The sequence below is a fragment of the Zooshikella harenae genome, assembly GCF_018837975.1.
Classification (GTDB): domain Bacteria; phylum Pseudomonadota; class Gammaproteobacteria; order Pseudomonadales; family Zooshikellaceae; genus Zooshikella; species Zooshikella harenae.
In genome coordinates this window covers 1-19,473 of the sequence record NZ_JAGSOY010000049.1, presented here as the reverse complement: position 1 = coordinate 19,473, position 19,473 = coordinate 1, and the positions used below count along the sequence as shown (strand labels likewise).

General features: G+C 42.4%; 20 protein-coding genes. 8 read left to right on the top strand and 12 right to left on the bottom strand.

The annotated features are described in order from the left end of the window. Positions 1-56: 56 nt before the first annotated feature. A complete protein-coding gene (locus KCG35_RS17195; RefSeq protein ID WP_215821027.1) occupies positions 57-842 on the bottom strand; it encodes an exodeoxyribonuclease III in 786 nt (261 codons plus the stop codon). Positions 843-925: 83 nt separating this feature from the next. Here KCG35_RS17195 and pyrE point away from each other — a divergent pair, with 83 nt between their 5' ends. Further along, a complete protein-coding gene (gene pyrE / locus KCG35_RS17190; protein ID WP_215821026.1) occupies positions 926-1,570 on the top strand; it encodes an orotate phosphoribosyltransferase in 645 nt (214 codons plus the stop codon). A gap of 77 nt (positions 1,571-1,647) precedes the next feature. Further along, a complete protein-coding gene (locus tag KCG35_RS17185) occupies positions 1,648-2,634 on the top strand; it encodes a nucleoporin Nup88 family protein (protein WP_215821025.1) in 987 nt (328 codons plus the stop codon). 6 nt (positions 2,635-2,640) lie between these two features. On the opposite strand, the gene slmA is transcribed toward KCG35_RS17185, so the two are convergent. The 5 genes from slmA to coaBC form a co-directional block, all read right to left on the bottom strand. Beyond that, complete coding sequence (gene slmA, locus KCG35_RS17180; RefSeq protein WP_215821040.1) at positions 2,641-3,240, bottom strand: nucleoid occlusion factor SlmA; 600 nt, start codon at positions 3,238-3,240, stop codon at positions 2,641-2,643. Between the two features lie 174 nt (positions 3,241-3,414). Then, positions 3,415-4,302, bottom strand: a complete 888-nt coding sequence (gene argB, locus KCG35_RS17175; RefSeq protein WP_215821024.1) for an acetylglutamate kinase — start codon at positions 4,300-4,302, stop codon at positions 3,415-3,417. A 201-nt stretch (positions 4,303-4,503) separates the two neighbouring features. After that, positions 4,504-5,946, bottom strand: coding sequence for a phosphomannomutase/phosphoglucomutase (locus KCG35_RS17170; protein ID WP_215821039.1), 1,443 nt, complete (start codon positions 5,944-5,946; stop codon positions 4,504-4,506). A 1,461-nt stretch (positions 5,947-7,407) separates the two neighbouring features. After that, positions 7,408-7,866 carry a dUTP diphosphatase gene (dut, locus tag KCG35_RS17165; RefSeq protein ID WP_215821023.1) on the bottom strand — a complete coding sequence of 153 codons (459 nt, stop codon included), beginning with the start codon at positions 7,864-7,866 and terminating at the stop codon, positions 7,408-7,410. Between the two features lie 18 nt (positions 7,867-7,884). Then, positions 7,885-9,093, bottom strand: coding sequence for a bifunctional phosphopantothenoylcysteine decarboxylase/phosphopantothenate--cysteine ligase CoaBC (gene coaBC / locus KCG35_RS17160; RefSeq protein ID WP_215821022.1), 1,209 nt, complete (start codon positions 9,091-9,093; stop codon positions 7,885-7,887). Between the two features lie 184 nt (positions 9,094-9,277). On the opposite strand from coaBC, the gene radC reads away from it, so the two are divergent. From radC to trhP, 4 genes are all read left to right on the top strand, one after another. Next, a complete protein-coding gene (radC, locus tag KCG35_RS17155; RefSeq protein ID WP_215821021.1) occupies positions 9,278-9,964 on the top strand; it encodes a RadC family protein in 687 nt (228 codons plus the stop codon). A gap of 255 nt (positions 9,965-10,219) precedes the next feature. After that, complete coding sequence (gene rpmB, locus KCG35_RS17150; protein ID WP_215821020.1) at positions 10,220-10,456, top strand: 50S ribosomal protein L28; 237 nt, start codon at positions 10,220-10,222, stop codon at positions 10,454-10,456. Positions 10,457-10,472: 16 nt separating this feature from the next. After that, entirely contained in the window at positions 10,473-10,628 is a 156-nt protein-coding gene (gene rpmG, locus KCG35_RS17145; RefSeq protein WP_027707329.1) for a 50S ribosomal protein L33, read from the top strand. Between the two features lie 112 nt (positions 10,629-10,740). After that, positions 10,741-12,081: a prephenate-dependent tRNA uridine(34) hydroxylase TrhP gene (gene trhP / locus KCG35_RS17140; RefSeq protein WP_215821019.1), complete on the top strand. Its 1,341-nt coding sequence runs from the start codon at positions 10,741-10,743 to the stop codon at positions 12,079-12,081. Between the two features lie 31 nt (positions 12,082-12,112). Here trhP and KCG35_RS17135 read toward each other — a convergent pair whose 3' ends face one another. Continuing rightward, positions 12,113-13,000, bottom strand: coding sequence for an ABC transporter substrate-binding protein (locus tag KCG35_RS17135; protein WP_215821018.1), 888 nt, complete (start codon positions 12,998-13,000; stop codon positions 12,113-12,115). Positions 13,001-13,184: 184 nt separating this feature from the next. Further along, the gene (locus KCG35_RS17130; protein WP_215821017.1) at positions 13,185-14,078 is read right to left on the bottom strand and encodes a CheR family methyltransferase; all 894 of its coding nucleotides are present in this window, start codon (positions 14,076-14,078) and stop codon (positions 13,185-13,187) included. A gap of 228 nt (positions 14,079-14,306) precedes the next feature. Between KCG35_RS17130 and mutM the strand changes: the two genes are divergently transcribed. Further along, positions 14,307-15,122 carry a bifunctional DNA-formamidopyrimidine glycosylase/DNA-(apurinic or apyrimidinic site) lyase gene (gene mutM, locus KCG35_RS17125; protein WP_215821016.1) on the top strand — a complete coding sequence of 272 codons (816 nt, stop codon included), beginning with the start codon at positions 14,307-14,309 and terminating at the stop codon, positions 15,120-15,122. A gap of 387 nt (positions 15,123-15,509) precedes the next feature. Next, positions 15,510-15,947 carry a hypothetical protein gene (locus KCG35_RS26385; RefSeq protein ID WP_230409228.1) on the top strand — a complete coding sequence of 146 codons (438 nt, stop codon included), beginning with the start codon at positions 15,510-15,512 and terminating at the stop codon, positions 15,945-15,947. Between the two features lie 171 nt (positions 15,948-16,118). On the opposite strand, the gene KCG35_RS17115 is transcribed toward KCG35_RS26385, so the two are convergent. The 4 genes from KCG35_RS17115 to KCG35_RS17100 form a co-directional block, all read right to left on the bottom strand. Continuing rightward, positions 16,119-16,370 carry a YfhL family 4Fe-4S dicluster ferredoxin gene (locus KCG35_RS17115; RefSeq protein ID WP_027709199.1) on the bottom strand — a complete coding sequence of 84 codons (252 nt, stop codon included), beginning with the start codon at positions 16,368-16,370 and terminating at the stop codon, positions 16,119-16,121. Positions 16,371-16,442: 72 nt separating this feature from the next. Then, a complete protein-coding gene (coaD, locus tag KCG35_RS17110) occupies positions 16,443-16,928 on the bottom strand; it encodes a pantetheine-phosphate adenylyltransferase (protein ID WP_215821015.1) in 486 nt (161 codons plus the stop codon). 291 nt (positions 16,929-17,219) lie between these two features. Beyond that, on the bottom strand, positions 17,220-18,833 hold the full coding sequence (locus KCG35_RS17105; protein WP_215821014.1) for a GMC family oxidoreductase: 1,614 nt from the start codon (positions 18,831-18,833) through the stop codon (positions 17,220-17,222). A gap of 67 nt (positions 18,834-18,900) precedes the next feature. Next, on the bottom strand, positions 18,901-19,458 hold the full coding sequence (locus KCG35_RS17100) for a hypothetical protein (RefSeq protein ID WP_215821013.1): 558 nt from the start codon (positions 19,456-19,458) through the stop codon (positions 18,901-18,903). Positions 19,459-19,473: the final 15 nt, after the last annotated feature.

Sequence of the window (19,473 nt, the reverse complement as noted above, 5' to 3'; positions counted from 1 at the left end):
GAATTGAGCAGGTCTGCCCGTTTGGCAGACCGCTGCCTTAATAAAATACTATTAAATTAAAAGTGTTCGTTGGGCAGTTCCCAGTCATAGTAGGTAATGACTGGCGCATGGTTGGAAAAGTGTTGCCCTCGGTAAATACCTGCATTAAGTACACGTGATTTTAATGAGGGGGTAATTAAAGGGTAATCAAAGCGCCAACCAATATTTTGTTCAAATGCTTCATCATTATGCCAGTAGGTATATTGCTCGTTACTACGGTCAACAACCCGGTAGGCATCAACAAGTCCCAACTGTCGTTGTACATCTTCCATCCAGTTACGCTCTTCTGGCAAGTAACCGGGGAGAGTATGTTTGTTGTCAATATTTGCAACATCATGATGATCTAGCGCTATTTCCCATGATCCACACAAAATAAATTCTCGGCGTTTGCGTTGTATTTTTTCCAGTTGCAGGAAATAGGCATCAAGAAAATTATATTTAGCTGCTTTTAATTCTGTTGACTGATGGCATTCAGGTACCCAAATGCTGGCTATACTCAATTGATCAAAGTCAGCTTGGATGTAGGCACCAAATGTATTGGCTTCGGGAAAGTTAAGGCCTGACATAATCGCTCTGGGTGGGGTTCGACTATAAATAGCAACGCCGCCAGGTTGGCCAGGCTGTGCAGAAAAAAAATAGTGCAGGTAATCGCTTGGGAAAATCCGCTGGTCAGTCAATTCGGCATCATTTTCCTGAATATTTTGCAGGCAAATAACATCAGCATCCTGTCGCTTTAGCCACTCAAAAAAGCCTTTTTCACACGCACGACTGATACCATCCAAATTGAAACTAATAATCTTCATACATAGCCCCTTGCTGAAGGAGGGTGTATGATACCTGAGCTAAACATCTGTGGAACCCTAATAGTTAATAATTAGGTTTTAACATGCAAAATTACCAACGCGATTTTATTAAATTTGCAATTGAGCACAAGGTTTTAACTTTTGGTGAGTTTACCTTAAAGTCTGGCCGGAAAAGTCCTTATTTTTTTAATGCAGGCCTATTTAAAACCGGTGAAGCAATGCTGCATTTAGGCCGCTTTTATGCTGCAGCATTATTGAATGCTCAACTTAACTATGACGTTTTGTTTGGACCCGCTTATAAGGGTATTCCTCTCGTGACCAGTGTAGCAATTTCACTGGCTAGTCAAGGTCATGGCGAAGCACCGTTTGCTTTTAATCGCAAAGAAGCCAAGCAACATGGAGAAGGTGGACAGCTTGTGGGGGCAGCACTGCAAGGCAATGTTGTTATTATTGATGATGTCATTACGGCAGGTACTGCAATCCGCGAGTCTATGGCGATTATTCAGGATCAAAGGGCTAAGCCAGCGGGGGTGTTGGTTGCTTTGGACCGCCAAGAGCGTGGTAAAGGTGAGTTTTCTGCTATTCAGGAAGTTGAGCAAACATTTGAAATACCTGTTGTTAGTATTGTTAATCTACAACAAGTACTAGACTTTATAAAAAGTGATGAAAACCTCAAGCAATATGCTGAAGCCGTAGCGCAGTATCGACAGCAATATGGCGTTGCTTAAGTGTATTGAGGCTATAAGCGGTAAAGGGTAAATACTATTTAAAACTCTATCAAAATGTAGTGTGTTTAGGTTATGTGATGATGCAAAGTCATATTAAGTGGGGTTTGATATTTGCTATAACATGCTCCTTGCTGACCGGTTTGGCATGGGGCGCGGAGCCACTTCGTTTTTATCGTTTTGTGGATGAAAGCGGTAATTTGGTCATTTCAAACAGTATCCCTCCGCACTTGGCCGCTCAGGGAGGCTACACGGTCATTGATGATAAAGGGCGTGTGTTAGAGAAAGTGCCTAAAGCGCTGACCCCTGAGCAGCTAATTGAGAAAAAGCAGCAGGACTTGATTCGCGAGGCTTTAGAACAGCAGCGGGCACAACAAGAGGCAAGGGATAAGACCTTGCTGACCCTCTATAGCTCCACGAATGATATTGAGCGTGCTATGAGGCGCCAGGTGTCAGAAATTGAAGACAAGATTAAAACCATTGAAGGTGATATACGACGCACTCAGCAAAACAAAGGCCAAAAAGAAGAGCAGGCTGCCAATTTCGAACGTAGTGGTCGTCAAGTACCTAAACGAATTTTGGATGATATCAAGCAGCTTGATGAGGAAACCAAACGGCTGGATAAAGAGATTGAGCGACGCCGTAAAGAACAAGAAGAAGTTAGAGAGAAGTTTGCTAAAGATATAGAGCGCTTTCGGATGTTGACAGGGGAGGAGACACCAGAGGTTCCTGAACCTGTGGATATTTCCAAAGAGGACTTACATGGCATCTGGATTAGTGGTGCAGTCAGTGAAATGAAGCACGAACTGATTTTAACGCAGAAAGGGAGTTTAACCTGGGTCGCTAATGCACCATCAGGTGTGCGAACACTGAGTATTGGTAGCTGGAAGCCAGAAAAGCAGGCACTGTTAATAACGGTTAACTCTCGGCAAGTCACTGATCAGCAGGGAAAAGTAGCGCTTGAGCAAATCTCTGAGCAGAAGCGATACCCAGTCAAAGGCTATCAGAGCAATATAATGGTATTGGAGATTGAAGGGAAAGCAATTCCCTTCTCTCGTTCAGATTAATTGAATTTATGTCTTTTTACGAAATACGGCGATAACCAACAAAGGCCACTGATCTGACCAAAGGTCTGTAGGACTTCGTTTAAACTCGCTCCGCACAAATTGCGAAATTCGGCCTTCTGCTGCCGACATGAGTAAGTTTGCTGCACCATTGAGGGTAAGATTAGTACGTAACCCTTCCCTTATTTCTGCTTCACGAATAATTTGCTTGATTTGAGTTTCCAATCGATCAAAAAGCTGAATGACGCGAGAACGTAGCCTTTCTGTTTCACCCATTAAGGCATCACCTGTCAGTATTCGGGTAATACCAGGGTTCTTTTCCGTAAACGTCAATAGTAGTGTTAATACTTGCTCACAACGACGGATAGCTGATTTTTCCTCTGCCAAAATAAGCTTAACACGAGAAAAAATCGTATCTTCAATAAAGATAATTAACCCCTCGAACATTTTAGCTTTGCTAGGAAAGTGACGGTAAAGTGCGGCTTCGGAGACCCCAACCTCTTTAGCTAGACGTGATGTTGTAATACGAGAGCCGGGGTTGTGCTCTAACATATGCGCAAGCGCCTGCAGTATTTGCTCTTTGCGCGATAGCTTTTGAGTGCTTTCCATTATTACCTGTAATTGTTCTGATGTCGTAGACATAGCGGCAAGTCTTCCCCCCGGAATGGCCGATCCTTGCCAAGCTCAACTTTGTAGTCAAAAGTGGCTTAGCGTTGCAATGTCGTGATTATTGTTGTGTGTAATCGTGTTTGGATAAAAAGAAACAGCATACTTGATGCTAGACTAAGCTGTGATCAGTGTCCCGACATTAGCATTGGTCAATAATTCAAGTAGAACAGCATTTTTTACCCGACCATCAACAATATGGGCGCTTGTTACCCCATTGTTCACAGCACTTATAGCACACTTTATTTTCGGTATCATGCCACCACTGATTGTTCCATCAGCAATTAGTTGGTCTGTTTCTGTCGTATTTAGCGCTGTGATTAACTGGCCTTCTTTATTTAACAAGCCAGGAATATTTGTGAGCAGCAATAACTGACTGGCTTGTAGTACTTCAGCGACTTTCCCGGCGACAAGGTCTGCATTGATATTATAGGTATCCCCCTGCTCGTCGACACCAATTGGCGCAATGACGGGTATAAAACCTGTGGCTAATAGTAAATCAATTAAATCAGTACGAATCTCTGCAACTTCACCCACAAACCCCAAGTCGATAGTTTCAGTTCCTGCATCAGGGATAAGGTGTGTTGTTAGTTTACGAGCAATAATACTGTGAGCGTCTTTTCCTGAAAGGCCAACGGCATTGCCATTGTGGCTGTTTATTAAATTGACAATTTCACTATTAACTTGACCTTTTAAGACCATTTCCACCACATCCATGGTTGGTTGATCTGTGATGCGCATACCGTGAATAAACTGGGTTTCAATGTTTAGTTGTTTAAGGCATGCACCAATTTGTGGGCCTCCCCCATGCACGATGACAGGATTTATCCCTAACTCTTTCATCAGCACAATATCACGCGCAAAGCTATGCTTGAGTTCGTCATTTTCCATTGCATTCCCGCCGTATTTTACGACAATAGTCTGGCCGGATAGCTGCTGAATATAGGGTAAGGCTTCAGTTAAGATTGAAGCAGATTGCGATGCTGCTTCGTGTGAGAATGTCATGCTGGATACCATCAAAAAAAATCAAGAACCAAGGTTAACGTGCTTGGTAGTATACCCTTCAATATGGGTATTGTTGGGGTATAAAAGTTTAATTTGAAGTCAATGACATTAACACCCTTTGTTGCCATATGCTATTTACCCCTGGCACTTTGTATTGTTTAGCTGACCAGGGGTAACCACTAAAGGGTTCAGTTACTAAGGCTAGAATGGAATATCTAAATTTGAGTCAACGGCTACCAATTGCTTTTTAAATAATGCCATTATTTTTTTCAGGTTTGCTTCGGTATCAGCTTCAAAGCGTAAGACTAAAACAGGTGTGGTGTTTGATGCTCTTACCAGTCCCCAACCCACGGGAAAATCAACTCGAACCCCATCAATATCTGTGATTGTACCTTTGCCAAAGTTACCCTTTTTCGCTAGTTGCTCGACTAAGGCAAATTTATTTTCATCCGTCACTTGGATATTGATTTCAGGTGTACTGATTGTTTCAGGAAATGCTGAAAATATTTGGTCTGCATTGCGGGTTTCGGTAGATAGTATTTCTAATAATCGCGCTGCACTGTAAATACCATCATCGAAGCCGTACCAGCGTTCTTTAAAGAAAATATGACCACTCATCTCACCGGCGAGTAGCGCACCAGTTTCTTTCATTTTAGCTTTGATCAGCGAGTGCCCGGTTTTCCACATGATAGGACGACCACCGTAACCGCTGATTAATCCTGTGAGTTTGCGGGTACATTTTACATCAAAAATAATGTCAGCACCTGGGTTCCGGGAAACTACATCTTTGGCAAATAACATTAACAGGCGATCAGGATAAATCAATTTACCTTCATTGGTAATGACGCCTACACGGTCAGCATCGCCATCAAAGCCTAGACCTAAGTCTGCATTAGTTTCTTTTACTTTAGCAATAAGGTCTTTGAGGTTTTCTGGTTTACCTGGATCGGGATGGTGGTTGGGGAAGTTGCCATCCACATCGCAATACAGAGGAATAACATTACAACCTAATTCTTCCAGCAGCCGAGGTGCAATTACACCGCCCACACCATTACCGCAATCTACGACAACTTTAAGCGGTTTGGCTAGAGCAATATCATTGCGAATACGCTCGACATAGCTTTCCAGAACATCAACTTCAATTAAAGAGCCTTGACCTTGCTGTAGATTATTGTCTTTTATCCGCTGATATAACTGTTGTATATCTTCATTAGCAAGGGTTTGTCCTGCAAGAACAGTTTTAAATCCGTTGTAATTAGATGGGTTGTGGCTACCAGTAACCATGACACCTGAGTTGGACTCATCAATAATGTGGGTGGCAAAATATAAGACAGGTGTTGGCACCATACCAATATTGATGACATCACAACCAGATGAAATAATACCTTGTATGAGTTTGTGACTAATTTCAGGGCTGGACAGGCGTCCATCTGCACCGACTATTACGCATTTTTCACCACGCGCTTGTGCTTCTGAGCCTACGGCTTGTCCAATTAGTTGGGCTGTTTCATATGTGAGAGTGTCTCCTACAACACCTCGAATGTCGTATGCACGAAAAATGCTTGCTGGCACTTCCACTTGAGTATCCTCTGATTGGCTGTCAGCCCCTTCTTCGTCCTCATCAAGTTCCTCAATATCAAGCATATCCGTGGACTGAAAAAGTGGGTCTGCGAAATTAAAGTTGCTTATTTCATCTGCTACAGATGCTGTTGATGGAGCGATATTATCACTAGTTGGTGGCGTAGATTTTACGGAATCATCAATTTCTGGCTTCGGTGTGACATTTGTTGTTGGCTTAAATTGATCTTTAAGTAATTGTTCTAAACTCAGTGCAATGTTATGGAATAAGTCAAGCTGGAAGCTAACTGTCTTACGTTTTTTGGCAATACGTGCTTCTAAGAAAGAAACTAATGAAGCTGCATCAGCTCTACTTGCTTTAGTCAGCATAGACATTGCAAGCCAAGTAGCAACTGCTATACAAGCCAGAGCAACAATAGCAGCAAAAATAATCCATAGTATGGAAAGTGGCAGTTTGTCACTTAAGTCAGATGGTGTGTAGTTTAGCTGCCAATATGAATTATTGCTTAGTAGATGAATAGCTGTTTCACCACTAGTGGCTTGTCCATAAGTGAGTTGAGTTTGGGGCTGCTGGTTAGCATTAAATTGTTGTTGTAAAGCGACTTGTCCCTGGTTGGCTGGGATCGGCTGAAAGGCACTGGTTAAAACAGATAAATCAAAAACAGTTATCACGGCGCCCAGAACGGGACCCTGCTCAGGTTTAATGCGTGCAGCTGCAATGACATAAGTTTTGCCTTCAATTTTATGAATTTCGGCAGGTACTTGCTGGCCGCGCTCAGACTTGCGTGCCATGTCTCGAGCGGCATAGTTCATTGGTACCGCGCCATCACTCGGAAGTGAATCATCATCCCGCTTACGAAATCTTACCTGAACAGCATGTGGCACTGTTGCAGTGAGTGCTTTTTCAAGCTGGCGTAGTTTACTCTGATCTTTTTCTTCAAGGGCTGCAATAATATCTAGATTTTTACCTAGACCCTTTACAGTCTGTTCAATCACCGCAATTTGTAGATTAAGTTGCTGTTGGTATTGAGCCCCTTGTGAAGCAATAATTTGCTCTTTGAACTGGCTGTTACCACCCAGATAATAGAATAGAAAAACAACAATTAATGTCAGTAATACACCCAGCACTGCGCCTGAACTGCTGATGATAAAAAAGTGGCGGACCGGTTTATGATCAGTGGGTGGAGAGGAGGCTCCTTTGCTAGGGGCTGCCTGCTTACTATTATCTGATTCTTTTTTGGGGCGCTTTTTAATCATAACTATCCCGTTAAGCTAAGCCTAAAGTGGCATGACTATACCTATAGCGAAGGGTATGCAAATAATTATAGAGACAAAGTGCAACTAGACGTGTAATAAGCCAAGGCTACAGCTTCGTTTTAGGTATTGCGATTATGAATAGGATAAGCTCAAAGCCTGTTAATGCAATGCACAGCCCTGATATAAACGATGTGCCTTGTGATTTATGCGCTTCAACTGCATCAACAGGTTGATTTTTTTGATAGAAAAACGTTTTTTGGAAAGAGAAATTTATTCCCTCCCTGAGTGACCGAATCCCCCAGCTCCTCGTTCACTAGAATGGAACTCTTCCACAATCTCACATTGAGCTTGCACTACAGGAACCAGTACAAGCTGAGCAATGCGGTCACCTGGCTGAATAGTGAAGTTATCTTGGCCACGGTTCCAGCAAGAGATCATGAGCTGGCCCTGATAATCTGAGTCGATTAATCCCACCAGGTTTCCGAGCACAATACCATGTTTATGCCCTAATCCTGAGCGAGGCAAAATCATTGCAGCTAATCCAGAATCAGCAATATGAATTGCCATACCAGTTGGAATGAGTTCAGTCTGGCCGGGGGCTAGCGTGAGCGGCTCATCTAAGCAGGCACGCAAATCCATACCAGCAGAACCTTCAGTTGCGTAGTGAGGTAAAGGAAATTCTTTGCCAATACGCGCATCAAGTATTTTAGTTTGTAACATTGGTTTCATAGCAGTTTAACTTAACAATTACGACGAGAGTTGTTTGTGGATCAGGGAAATTAACTGTTTAGCCAAGGCAAACTTGGTATTTTGTTCAAGCGAAATGCGCTCAGTTGAGGTAAAGACAGTAACGGCATTTTGGTCACTGTTAAAACCAATATTGCTTTGACTGACATCGTTGGCGATGATCATATCCAGCTTTTTGCGAGCAAGTTTATCTTTGGCGTGCTGCTCAAGCGCTTCTGTTTCTGCAGCAAAGCCAACAACAAAAGGTTTTGGCTGCATATTGGCAACATTGGTAATAATGTCTGGATTACGGACCAACGTTAATGTCATTGTTTGTTCAACATTGGTCGGGTCTTTTTTAAGTTTTTGGCTGGCAATTTGTTTGGGGCGATAGTCAGCAACGGCTGCACAACCAATGAAAATAGCAGTGTTGACAATATGTTCCTGAACAGCTTGGTGCATGGCATTTGCGCTATCTACATCAATCCGTTTAACACCTGCAGGTGTTGTTAACTGAACAGGACCACTGATTAGCGTGACATCAGCACCTGCATCAACAGCCGCCTGCGCCAAAGCAAAACCCATTTTCCCAGAGCTGTGATTGGATATGTAACGCACGGGATCAATGGCTTCTTGAGTGGGACCAGCAGTAATGACTACATGGCGGCCAGTCAGTGTTTTTATACTGAATTGTTCCGCACATAATTGAGCTATTTCAGCTGCTTCTAACATTCGGCCTGGGCCGACTTCGCCACAGGCTTGAAAACCTTGAGCAGGACCAAAGCAACGCACACCGCGGTCTATCAAACATTGCAGATTGTGTTGGGTCGCTGCATGCTGCCACATTTGTTGGTTCATCGCTGGGGCAATACAGAGTGGTGCTTGAGTCGCCAAACAAAGTGTACTTAACAGGTCATCTGCTCGACCTTGTGCCAGGCTGGATAAGCAGTTTGCTGTCGCAGGGGCAATAATCACTAGGTCAGCCCAGCGTGCTAACTCGATATGATTCATACCTGCTTCAGCTTCAGGTGTTAATAGCTCAGTATGAACAGGGTGGCTGGATAGTGCTTGGAAGGTTAGAGGGGTTATGAAGGCTTGTGCCCCTTTACTCATAACAACGCGGACTTCAGCGCCAGCATCTCGAAGTCGGCGAACGAGCTCAGCCGATTTATAGGCAGCTATGCCGCCGGTTATCCCCAGGACAATCTTCTTACTCTGTAGTTGATGCATGGTAACTCTGGACTGGTTTAACGGTAGAAGCTGGTATTTGTTCGCATTAATTTTGAGATTAGCCCATTAAGATACTAATCCCTGCGCAGTTGTAAGATGTCACCAGTCTATAGTGGCCTTTGTGAAAAAACCATAGCAGGACTCAATGGAATCGTATTCGTTAATAAAGAGTGAATGATACATCATGGCAATAACGGACTGGCCGTGCAGTGAAAGGCCACGAGAGCGCTTGCTAACAATGGGAGCTCAAGCGCTATCAGATGCAGAGCTATTAGCAATTTTTTTACGTACTGGCGTTAAAGGTAAAACAGCTGTGGACTTAGCCAGGGAGCTACTTACAGAATTTGGCGGTTTACGGCCACTGTTAGAAGCTACACAAGAGGAATTTTGTCAAGCTCATGGTTTGGGTGCGGCCAAGTATGTGCTGTTGCAAGCCGTTTTAGAGATGGCTGCTCGACATTTGGAAGCTCAGTTGACAACAGGGAACTGCTTACAAAATTCAACCCAAACTAAGCGGTACGTACAAAGCAAATTACGGCACTATTCTCATGAAGTGTTTGCTGTATTATTTTTGAATAGTCAGCATCAAATTATTAGTTTTGAAGAGCTGTTTCGTGGTACGTTAAGTGCGGCTTCTGTTTATCCGCGAGAAGTGGTTAAACAGGCCTTACTGCTTAATGCCGCAGCTGTTATTCTGGTACATAACCATCCAAGTGGTAATACTGAACCAAGTCCGTCAGATTGTTATATAACGGAACAGCTGCAAGCTGCGCTAGAATTAATCGATGTACGGGTGTTAGATCATTTGATCGTTGGTAACGCTGATGTATTGTCCTTTGCAGAAAAGGGCTTGCTAACAGCTGGTGTTTAATTGATCAAAATGTTACCAATTTTATCGTGGATTTCTTGCGAATAGGCTTGTCTTCTGGTATAAAGCTGTGCTCTTTGCGGGGGTGGCACACGATTGGGCCAACTCAACACGCCTCAACAAACTGCGTGAATCAATGGCCCCCAGATGTGCGTCTCGATTGACTGAATTTCAGCTAAATTGAAAGGCACACCCGGTTGATTTAGGTAATAGGTTTACCAACCTGATGAGGTTGGCAAGCGGTTAGAGAGGCGAAAAATGTCAAAGGTTTGTCAGGTAACTGGTAAGCGACCAGTCACTGGTAATAATGTATCTCACGCTAATAACAAAACCAAGCGCCGTTTCGCGCCTAATCTGCACTACCATCGTTTTTGGGTAGAGTCAGAAAAGCGTTTTGTAAGATTGCGGATTTCTGCTAAAGGTATGCGCATTATTGATAAGAAAGGCATTGACAGTGTTATTGCCGACTTGCGCGCTCGTGGTGAAAAAGTTTAATTAGGAGGACTCTATCATGCGTGAGAAAATTAGAATGGTATCCTCTGCAGGTACTGGCCATTTCTACACAACTGACAAAAACAAGCGTAGCACACCAGACAAGCTGGAAATGAAAAAATTTGATCCAGTTGTTCGCAAGCACGTGATGTACAAAGAAGCAAAAATCAAATAAGTTTTTTGCCTTTTTGTCAGGTTGCTAAAACCCGCCAAAGCGGGTTTTTTTGTATTTAAAACTAAAATTGTATATTTTTTGACCGTTGGCGATTAAGCAGAGCGAGTAGGTTATGAAGCCGGAATTGTTATCACCTGCGGGTACCCTGAAAAATATGAAGTATGCCTTTGCTTATGGTGCTGATGCCGTTTATGCAGGGCAACCTCGTTACAGTCTCCGGGTACGGAACAATGACTTTAAGATGGAAAACCTGGAAAAGGGCATCCAACTAGCGCATCAGCAAGGGAAGCAATTCTATCTCGCTAGTAATATTGCGCCACATAACAGTAAAATCAAAACCTACATGCAGGACATGGAGCCAGTGATTGCGATGCAACCTGATGCGCTCATCATGTCTGATCCTGGGTTGATTATGTTGGTGCGTGATAAGTGGCCTGATATGCCTGTTCACCTATCCGTTCAAGCCAATGTGGTTAATTATGCTTCAGTAAAATTCTGGTATCGGCAAGGTATCACACGGGTCATTTTGTCTCGTGAACTCTCACTGGATGAGGTCGAAGAGATTCGCATGCAATGCCCAGAAATGGAGCTTGAAGTCTTTGTTCATGGGGCGTTGTGTATAGCTTATTCTGGCCGTTGTTTGCTATCTGGGTATATGAATCGTCGTGATCCAAACCAGGGTACATGTACCAATGCCTGTCGCTGGAAATATGATGCCCATGATGCTAAGCAAACAGAAACCGGTGATATTGTTGCTGTTCAAGTTGTTGATCCTCAGCAAGAAGAACAGGTTGCGCCACAACTTGGTACAGGACACACAACAGATCAAATGTTCTTGCTGGAAGAACAAGGCCGTCCTGGTGAACTCATGCCTGCTTTTGAAGATGAGCATGGCACCTATATCATGAATTCCAAAGATCTGCGCGCAATCCAGCATGTAAAACGTTTAACCGATATGGGTGTAGCTTCCTTAAAAATAGAAGGTCGGACTAAGTCTCACTACTATGTGGCGCGAACAGCACAAGTTTATCGTCAAGCCATTGAAGATGCTGTTCAAGGTAGAGCATTCAACATGGGCCTTATGGATGATCTTGAGAAGCTAGCAAGTCGTGGTTACACCGAAGGTTTTTACCGTCGCCATGTGCATGATGAGTATCAGAACTATGAACGAGGTAACTCGATCAGCGATAAGCAACAATTTGTGGGTGAAATAGTTGATGCTGATGATCAGTCTATTGTCGTCGATGTGAAAAATCGCTTTGCTATTGGTGATGAGCTGGAGTTGTTAACGCCAGAGGGTAATCAAACTTTTGTGCTATCGCATATGGAAAATAAGCGTGGCGAAACGATGGAAGTAGCACCAGGCTCTGGCCATCGAGTGAAAATTCCCTTGTCTGGTTATCAGGGTGGGGAATTTGGTTTGCTAGCGCGTAATATTCCTCAAGCGGGTTAATTTAGGAGCAAATGATGGGGAGATTATCCATTTACTGAGTTCCAATCCATTTAACCTTGCTTTTTAAGCTGTCTGGTAACGTGAGTGAAAACCGTTGCCAGGTAGATCGATTGATAAGAAGTTGACCTCGACCTGGTCGTACGACATTGAGCTTGCTGATTTCTGTGCCCTGCTGATGCTGGTGGACGTGCTTGGCAAGCTGCTCACCCAATTCATAATAAATTGCTGTTGTTCCCAGTAATGCCCCATCTCTTACAAAAATATCCACTGCAGCTACTGACTGCATTTCAAAAGCATTGGTCGCTTCAATTAACGCTGCTCGCTGTGAAATTAAAAAACTATCTGAGGGAATATATAGGGTATTGATCTTATCCTTAGTAATTCGCGACATTACCCTAAATAAGTGTTGTTTAAAGTTGTTGCTTTCAGGGTTGATGCGGTAGCTAAACACCTCAAAATTGAGCTCTTGCTGAATTTGCCGTAAACGCTCTAATAAGTGTTCGGAATTATTTTCGCGAGGGTTATATAGAAACGCTATCTTGTTAAAATGTAAAATTTGTTTTGCTTGAGACATTTGTAGTTGAGTGGGGACTTGATTGGTACTCCCAATAATATTAAGTGTTTTTGGTTGATCTAAGCTGGATACGAGTTTTGCTTGAACTGGATCAGTAACAACGACAAAGAGTTGAGGTTGTTGTAGGTGACCAAATTCTTTAATCAGCGTTGAAACAGTAGTGCCATAGGTGTAGACGTAATCAAGTTCATGACTCCAATTGCTTAGTTCTGTCCGGATAAAAACTGATAATGCTTGGCGGTTTTGTTTGGCGTTGAACTTTTTTAGTAAGAGTTTATAACCGTATTTTTCAAGTTTATCCTTAAATCCTTGTTCTGCAGGGGTTTCACCACGCCATAAAATCATACCAATCCGTAGCTCGTTAGCTGTAGACCATGAAGAAAAGCAACTGATTACACAATATAAAATGAGTGTTTGCCACATATGTCATTAAGTGCCGATTAAATGGTTGGCTATGGAGACAGTATAGATAAAAATGAAATATTAAATGAGTTGTGTAAGTTTGCGGATAAGTTTTGAATGGAGTGTATTAGCTATTTTTTTGCAGGATGTTTTCGCTTAGTTGTTGGCAGTTTAATGAATGGAATAAGATATTAGTACTATCCAATTTGTTTATAATGCTTTGTAGCTCATGACTATCCATAATTAAGTAACCTCCTGGGGTGAGCCATGAGAATAATTTGGTTAATAGTTGTTGTTTTTTTTGCTGATCAAAAAAAATAAGTTGCTGGCGACAAATAATAATATCCATAGGGTATGAAAAAGGCCAGTGACCTGTTAAATGAAGTGTATGAAAAACTATACGTTGCTTTATTAATGGTTTTACACGATACATAGATTTTTGGTGGCCAATACCTTTTAAGAAAAAAAGGTGTTTTTGTTTAGTCGAAAGCTTTATTAAACACTCTTCATCAAAGACGGCTCTCTTTGCTTCGTTGATCGAAAAATAATTAACGTCTGTAGCTATGATTTTGCACCGCTGATAAATAGATTCAGGTAATTGTTCAAACAGACTGATACTAATACTGTATGGCTCGGTACCAAAACCGCAACCAATAGACCAAATTCGTAAATTATGAGAAGAATTATCAAAAAGTAGGGTAGGTAACAAATTATCTTTTAGTGTTTCAAAGAGCTGTTGATTGTCAAAAAAAACAGAGTTTGTACTTGTAAGGGCATTAATTAGACAGCATATTTCTTCTTTGTTTTTTTCTATATGCTTGTAGTATGAGTTAAATGATTTTAGCTTTAGTTGCTTGATGCGGTTAGCCAATCGTTGATACACAAGATCAAAGGTATCATCAGTGAGTGTTATGCCTAAAGAATTTTTGGCCTTCTGCTTTAACAAGTAAAAGTCTTGCAAAGTAAAGCGTAGTTGCTGCTGCAAGACAGCAGGTTGTTGGGGACGTAGTTGATATTCCATAGTGACCTGCAGTCTGTTAAGCGTTTTATAGTACCCATAGTTGAAAGAAGATCATGATTTAAGTATAGGGAGTACCACAAGAAGACATCCATGAATAATAAATGGCATAATGGCGAAGCTAAAATGAAATACAAGTAAATGTAGATACTGAAGCTGTTTTTTGACCCTTTGCTGTGGTTTATCTGTATGTATTATTAGATGTTTTATTTAGAGACTGATTATTAAGTTATGCCTGAGTTACCAGAAGTTGAAACTACTTGTCGGGGTATTGCACCTCATATTACAGGACATGAATTTCAGGAAATAATTATTCGTCAACCTAAGCTACGTTGGCCAGTTCCTGATGAATTAACACAAGTACTGCCTGGTACAGTGGTTAACAGTGTATCACGACGAGCTAAGTACATTTTACTTTTAACTGATCCTGGCTCGGTGATTATTCACCTGGGGATGTCTGGACGTCTTCGTGTGTTGTTATCTGGAGCTGCTGCAGAAGCACATGATCATATTGATTTTGTGTTTAGTGATGGTCGAGTTTTACGCTATACCGATCCCAGGCGTTTTGGTTCTGTATTATGGACAACATCAGCTCCTGAGCAACATAAGTTGTTGAAGTCTTTAGGACCTGAGCCATTAGATGATATTTTTGATACACATTATTTGTTTGAACGCTCGCGTACCAAACAGTTAGCTGTAAAAAACTTTATTATGGATAGTCACATTGTTGTTGGGGTCGGCAATATTTATGCGAATGAAGCTTTGTTTAAAGCGGGTATTCATCCCAATCGTGCAGCGAATAAAATTAGTAAAGAGCGTTATCAGCGCTTAGTTGATGAAATCAAGCGTACGTTAACGGCTGCCATCGCTCAAGGAGGCACGACATTAAAAGATTTTGTGGGAGGCGATGGTAAGCCTGGTTACTTTAAACAAGCGCTTATGGTTTATGGACGAGCAGGTGAACGTTGTATTGTATGTGGCACAGTTTTGCAGGAAATTCGTTTAGCTCAGCGAAGTACCGTGTACTGTAAACATTGTCAGCGTTAACACGCTTAGTTTAGCTGGAGCATTTACGCTTTTATATTCTGCTGAGGGTAGGGTGACAGAGTAAAACAGTAGGTGTGCTTCACAGATATTAAATGTTATTGAAGTTCTTTGTGGTATTTAGTAAGCCTGGCATTTTACGATTAATGCTTTATACATAACATTACCAGGGGACAGTATTAGTGTATTTGTTAGTGCTAATACACTATGTGTGGTTTTGTTGGAATATTCATTCTGTAATTAGAGTTTCGCACGAAGTGGTCTGGTCAGCTATCTTATAAAAAGTACTGTCTGGCATAGAACAGTGCTGACAGATTGATGCGAACTGTTATAGTAAAAATATTATTGGCTTATTATGTCTTAATCTGGCCAGCGATAAGGATAAGATTTATGAAGTACACATTATATCGGCTATTTGGGGTGGTCGCTTCTATCGCTGTCACTATGATGCCTGCAGCTAGTCAAGCAAATGGTGATAGTAACGAAGCTGATGTATATGGTGAGCAGCCTGTTTATCAACAGCAACCGGTTTCTCCGAGTTATCAACAACAGGCTTATTCACAGCAACAGCCTATGGATGATCAGCAGGTTAGAGCATCTCGTCAGGCGTTAATGGAAGATCCAAGTGGGTTTGCGATGGCAGGAGACTTGCTTGTTGCTCGGCCTCTATTGTTAGGTGCAACAGTACTAGGAACCGCTTTTTATGTTGTGAGTTTGCCTTTCTCACTACCTGGTGGTAATGCAGATCAAGCGGCTGAAACGCTGATTGGGATTCCTGCACGAGCTACATTTAAGCGCTGCCTGGGTTGTACTGTTTCAGATGAATAAGTTTTAGCAGCTGCTTTAGCCAATACCAAATGCTGGTAAGTGAATTTACGCCATACTAAGCACGCCGGTTGAGAGCCCTTGGCCGGCAGGTATTGCCATCTAATTTTATGGGGGGAAAGCCTTCAGGGGTTTCTTTGTGCAGGAAAGGGCGTATATACCTAGTGATGCAGCTTAAGCTGCACCAGTAATAATTTCATATTTTCGCATCAACTCTTCTTTAGATTCCTCATGATTGGGATCTTTCGGAATGCAATCAACAGGGCAAACTTGCTGACATTGAGGCTCGTCGTAGTGGCCGACGCACTCCGTACAAAGCATTGGATCTATTTCATAAATTTCTTCACCAGGAGAAATAGCGTTGTTTGGGCATTCTGGTTCACAAACATCGCAGTTGATGCATTCATCAGTAATATATAATGCCATCGCAGTTATACCTCATGCAGACTTAACTGAGCAGTTAGTAGTCTCAAAGTCTGCAAAGAACAGGTTATGACGCTAACTATTTGAGTTAAAATAACTTGTTAATGCTTTTGCCACACTGGGGTGAACAAACTTACTCACATCACCACCCAGAGAAGCAATTTCTCTTACCAGTGTGGATGATATGTATGAGTATTGCTCAGCTGGCGTTAAGAATAAACTCTCAACTTGTGGGGCTAAAATTCGGTTCATATTGGCAAGTTGAAACTCGTACTCAAAGTCTGAAACTGCTCTAAGCCCACGAAGGATGATATCCCCTTTTTGTTGAACTACAAACTCTGCAAGTAAGTTATCAAACCCGCATACCTCAACATTTTTAAGGTGAGCTACTGACTCTTCGGCGAGCTGTACGCGTGTTTCCTGATCAAACAGAGGCTTTTTCTGAGGGCTTTTAGCTACTGCTATAATAATGCGATCAAACAGACGAGCGGCTCTCTCCACAAGATCTGTATGGCCTTTAGTAATGGGATCAAACGTACCCGGATAAATCACGGTATTCATCTGCTTTCATCGCTTATCGGTGACTTTAACTGATACGCAAAGGAAACTATCAGGAGACTGGTTAACATATTTCAGTTTAAGACATTGATGACAGGGTATTGGTTGATGCCCTGTTAACTTTAAACAAAATCTATGAATATGCTAATGAAGTGATGCAGCTTGCCAGAATATCCTTTGCTTTGGGGGAACTAATGGTAACGGAAAGGCGCTGGCTCTACAAATTACTTTCACGCAACAGTAATGCTCGTTATAAATACCTTGAGTTAGCGCAAACCCTTTTCTTTCAACCCCTTAAGTTGTTTTTTGATTGTTCGTTAATGTGATGGGATTACCTAACTTGGCACTTAAGTGAGTAGCCTGTCTACATGCTAAGGCATAGATTGAAAGCTGTGGATTTGCACCAATACTTGTTGGGAAGCATGAGCCATCAATAACCGATAGATTGTCCAGAAAGAAATACTCGCCCCAGTGATTGACAACACCGGCTTTTGGTTTGGCACTCATTCCACAACCTCCCATAACATGAGCACTACCGATTAGCGCCTGATTTGGTTGCCAGGCAAGTTGGTTGAGCTGTTGTAAGGCGGCCTGAAGATTATTGACAACCTGTGCGGAACTATGGGATGGAATAACACTGTGTGCGCCAGCAGCAAACTGTATTCTGGCCATAGTTGCCAGGCTACGTTTTATGCCATCCCATAGATAGCGCGTAATTGGGTAATTGAGCACTGGGCTTCCATCCGCGCGGAGGCTAACCTGACCTCCTGGGCTTTGTGGATGAAAACCATCACGATGTAAGGCGATAGTGCATTGTATATGAGGAAGCTGCTGCATGAGCTGGCGGTGTTGTTTACCAAAACCTTTAAGTAGACCTGCTGCCAGCATTGGCTGTAAGGGGGGGACCTCTAACTTGTAACCTATTTGTTGGTCGGCAGGCCACTGAAAGTGGTCAGAGTAAATGGACTGGGGGGCACCATAAAAACCATCAACAGCTTCATCAAAAAGTGCAAAGCTGGCACTTACTGGGTGTAGGAAAGTGCGCTTACCTATTTGTTGATGTGGGTCCGGAACGCTTGATCTTAGTAATAAGGCTGGAGAACCAATGGCTCCAGCAGCAAGGACAACATGACGTGCTGTTAACGTGAAGGATGGTTCATGCTTGTCCCCTTTAATAGGGCGACACTCAACCCCCTTGACCTGGGTGTTTTGCCAAAGCACTTTATAAGCTTCGCAGTTGTAAATTAAGTAAGCACCTCGTTCCAAGGCTTTTGGCAAGGTACTGACCAGCATAGATTGCTTGGCGTTTGTGGGGCAGCCTGTGCCACAAAAACCTAAGTTCCAGCAGCCACGTACATTACGGGCAATGGTATTTGATGAATAACCAAGTCGTTGGCAGCCAGACTGTAAAATTGCATTATTGCGATTAGGTTCTATTGGCCATGGGCTCACTCCTAGTTGTTGCTCTACATAATCAAACCAGGGAGTCATAGCTGTGCTATCAAGTTCAGCTAAGTCAAAATGTTCTTGCCAGTAAGCGAATGTTTGTGAAGGCGTGCGAAAACAAGATGTCCAATTAACCACGGTTGTGCCACCTACAGCACGCCCTTGTAAAACACTAATGGCACCATCCTCTGTAGTACGTGAACCTCCTTCCTGATAAAGCGACTGGTAAGCTTGCTGCTCATTCATATTGAAATCATTAGAAGACTGTAGTGGTCCACTTTCAACAAGCGCCACACTTAATCCTGCTTTACTTAAAATATCAGCAGTAAACCCTCCACCTGCACCAGTTCCGACGATAATGACATCAAAGTTACGGGTTTGGGGGAGTGATTTTAGTGCATCATAAATGGCCCATTGTTTAGCTTCGTCTGTGGTATAAATATCTCTAATCACACTACTCATACTTGAACCCTATATCTTTACGGGTGTTTTTTTTGCCTGTTACTGCTTGGTTTTAGTCAGTGATGGGTTAGAAGTCATTCGGTTGGGTAACAAGCTGATCAGCAAACAGTGGACCTGGGTAGTTAATTGCAGACCAATGTTCAGCAAGGCCATACCAGACTAAAAGCACAAGCTGGGAAATTGCGCTACTTGCTTGCTGTAACATAGACCAGCGGCTGACTTGCCAATTCTGCCAGAGCTGTTGAACATTAGAATAATGAAGCATTTGCCAACTACCGCGAAATTGTCCGGTAAGTAATCCCTTAGATATGGGGGCAGTAAAAAGATCAACAACTTGTTGTAGTTGATACCTAATGCTACTGGCTAAATAATTGAGTTTATCATCCAATGCATTTAAAAAAGGCGCTATTATGGAATGTGGTTGATACTTTCCAAGGCCAACAATGACAGGTGTTACGCTAAGAAAAAAATCAATATCCTGTGGTCGGAGCACCTTATAGCTGGGAGAAGGGCCAGTTAGCTGTTGGCTAAAAAATGGAATTAAAGTACCTGCTGTTGCCAGGGTGAGAGAGCCTATAATACCAAGCTTTAAAAAATGGCGTCTTCCTTGAATTTTTTTATTCATAATTCTGATTATTTA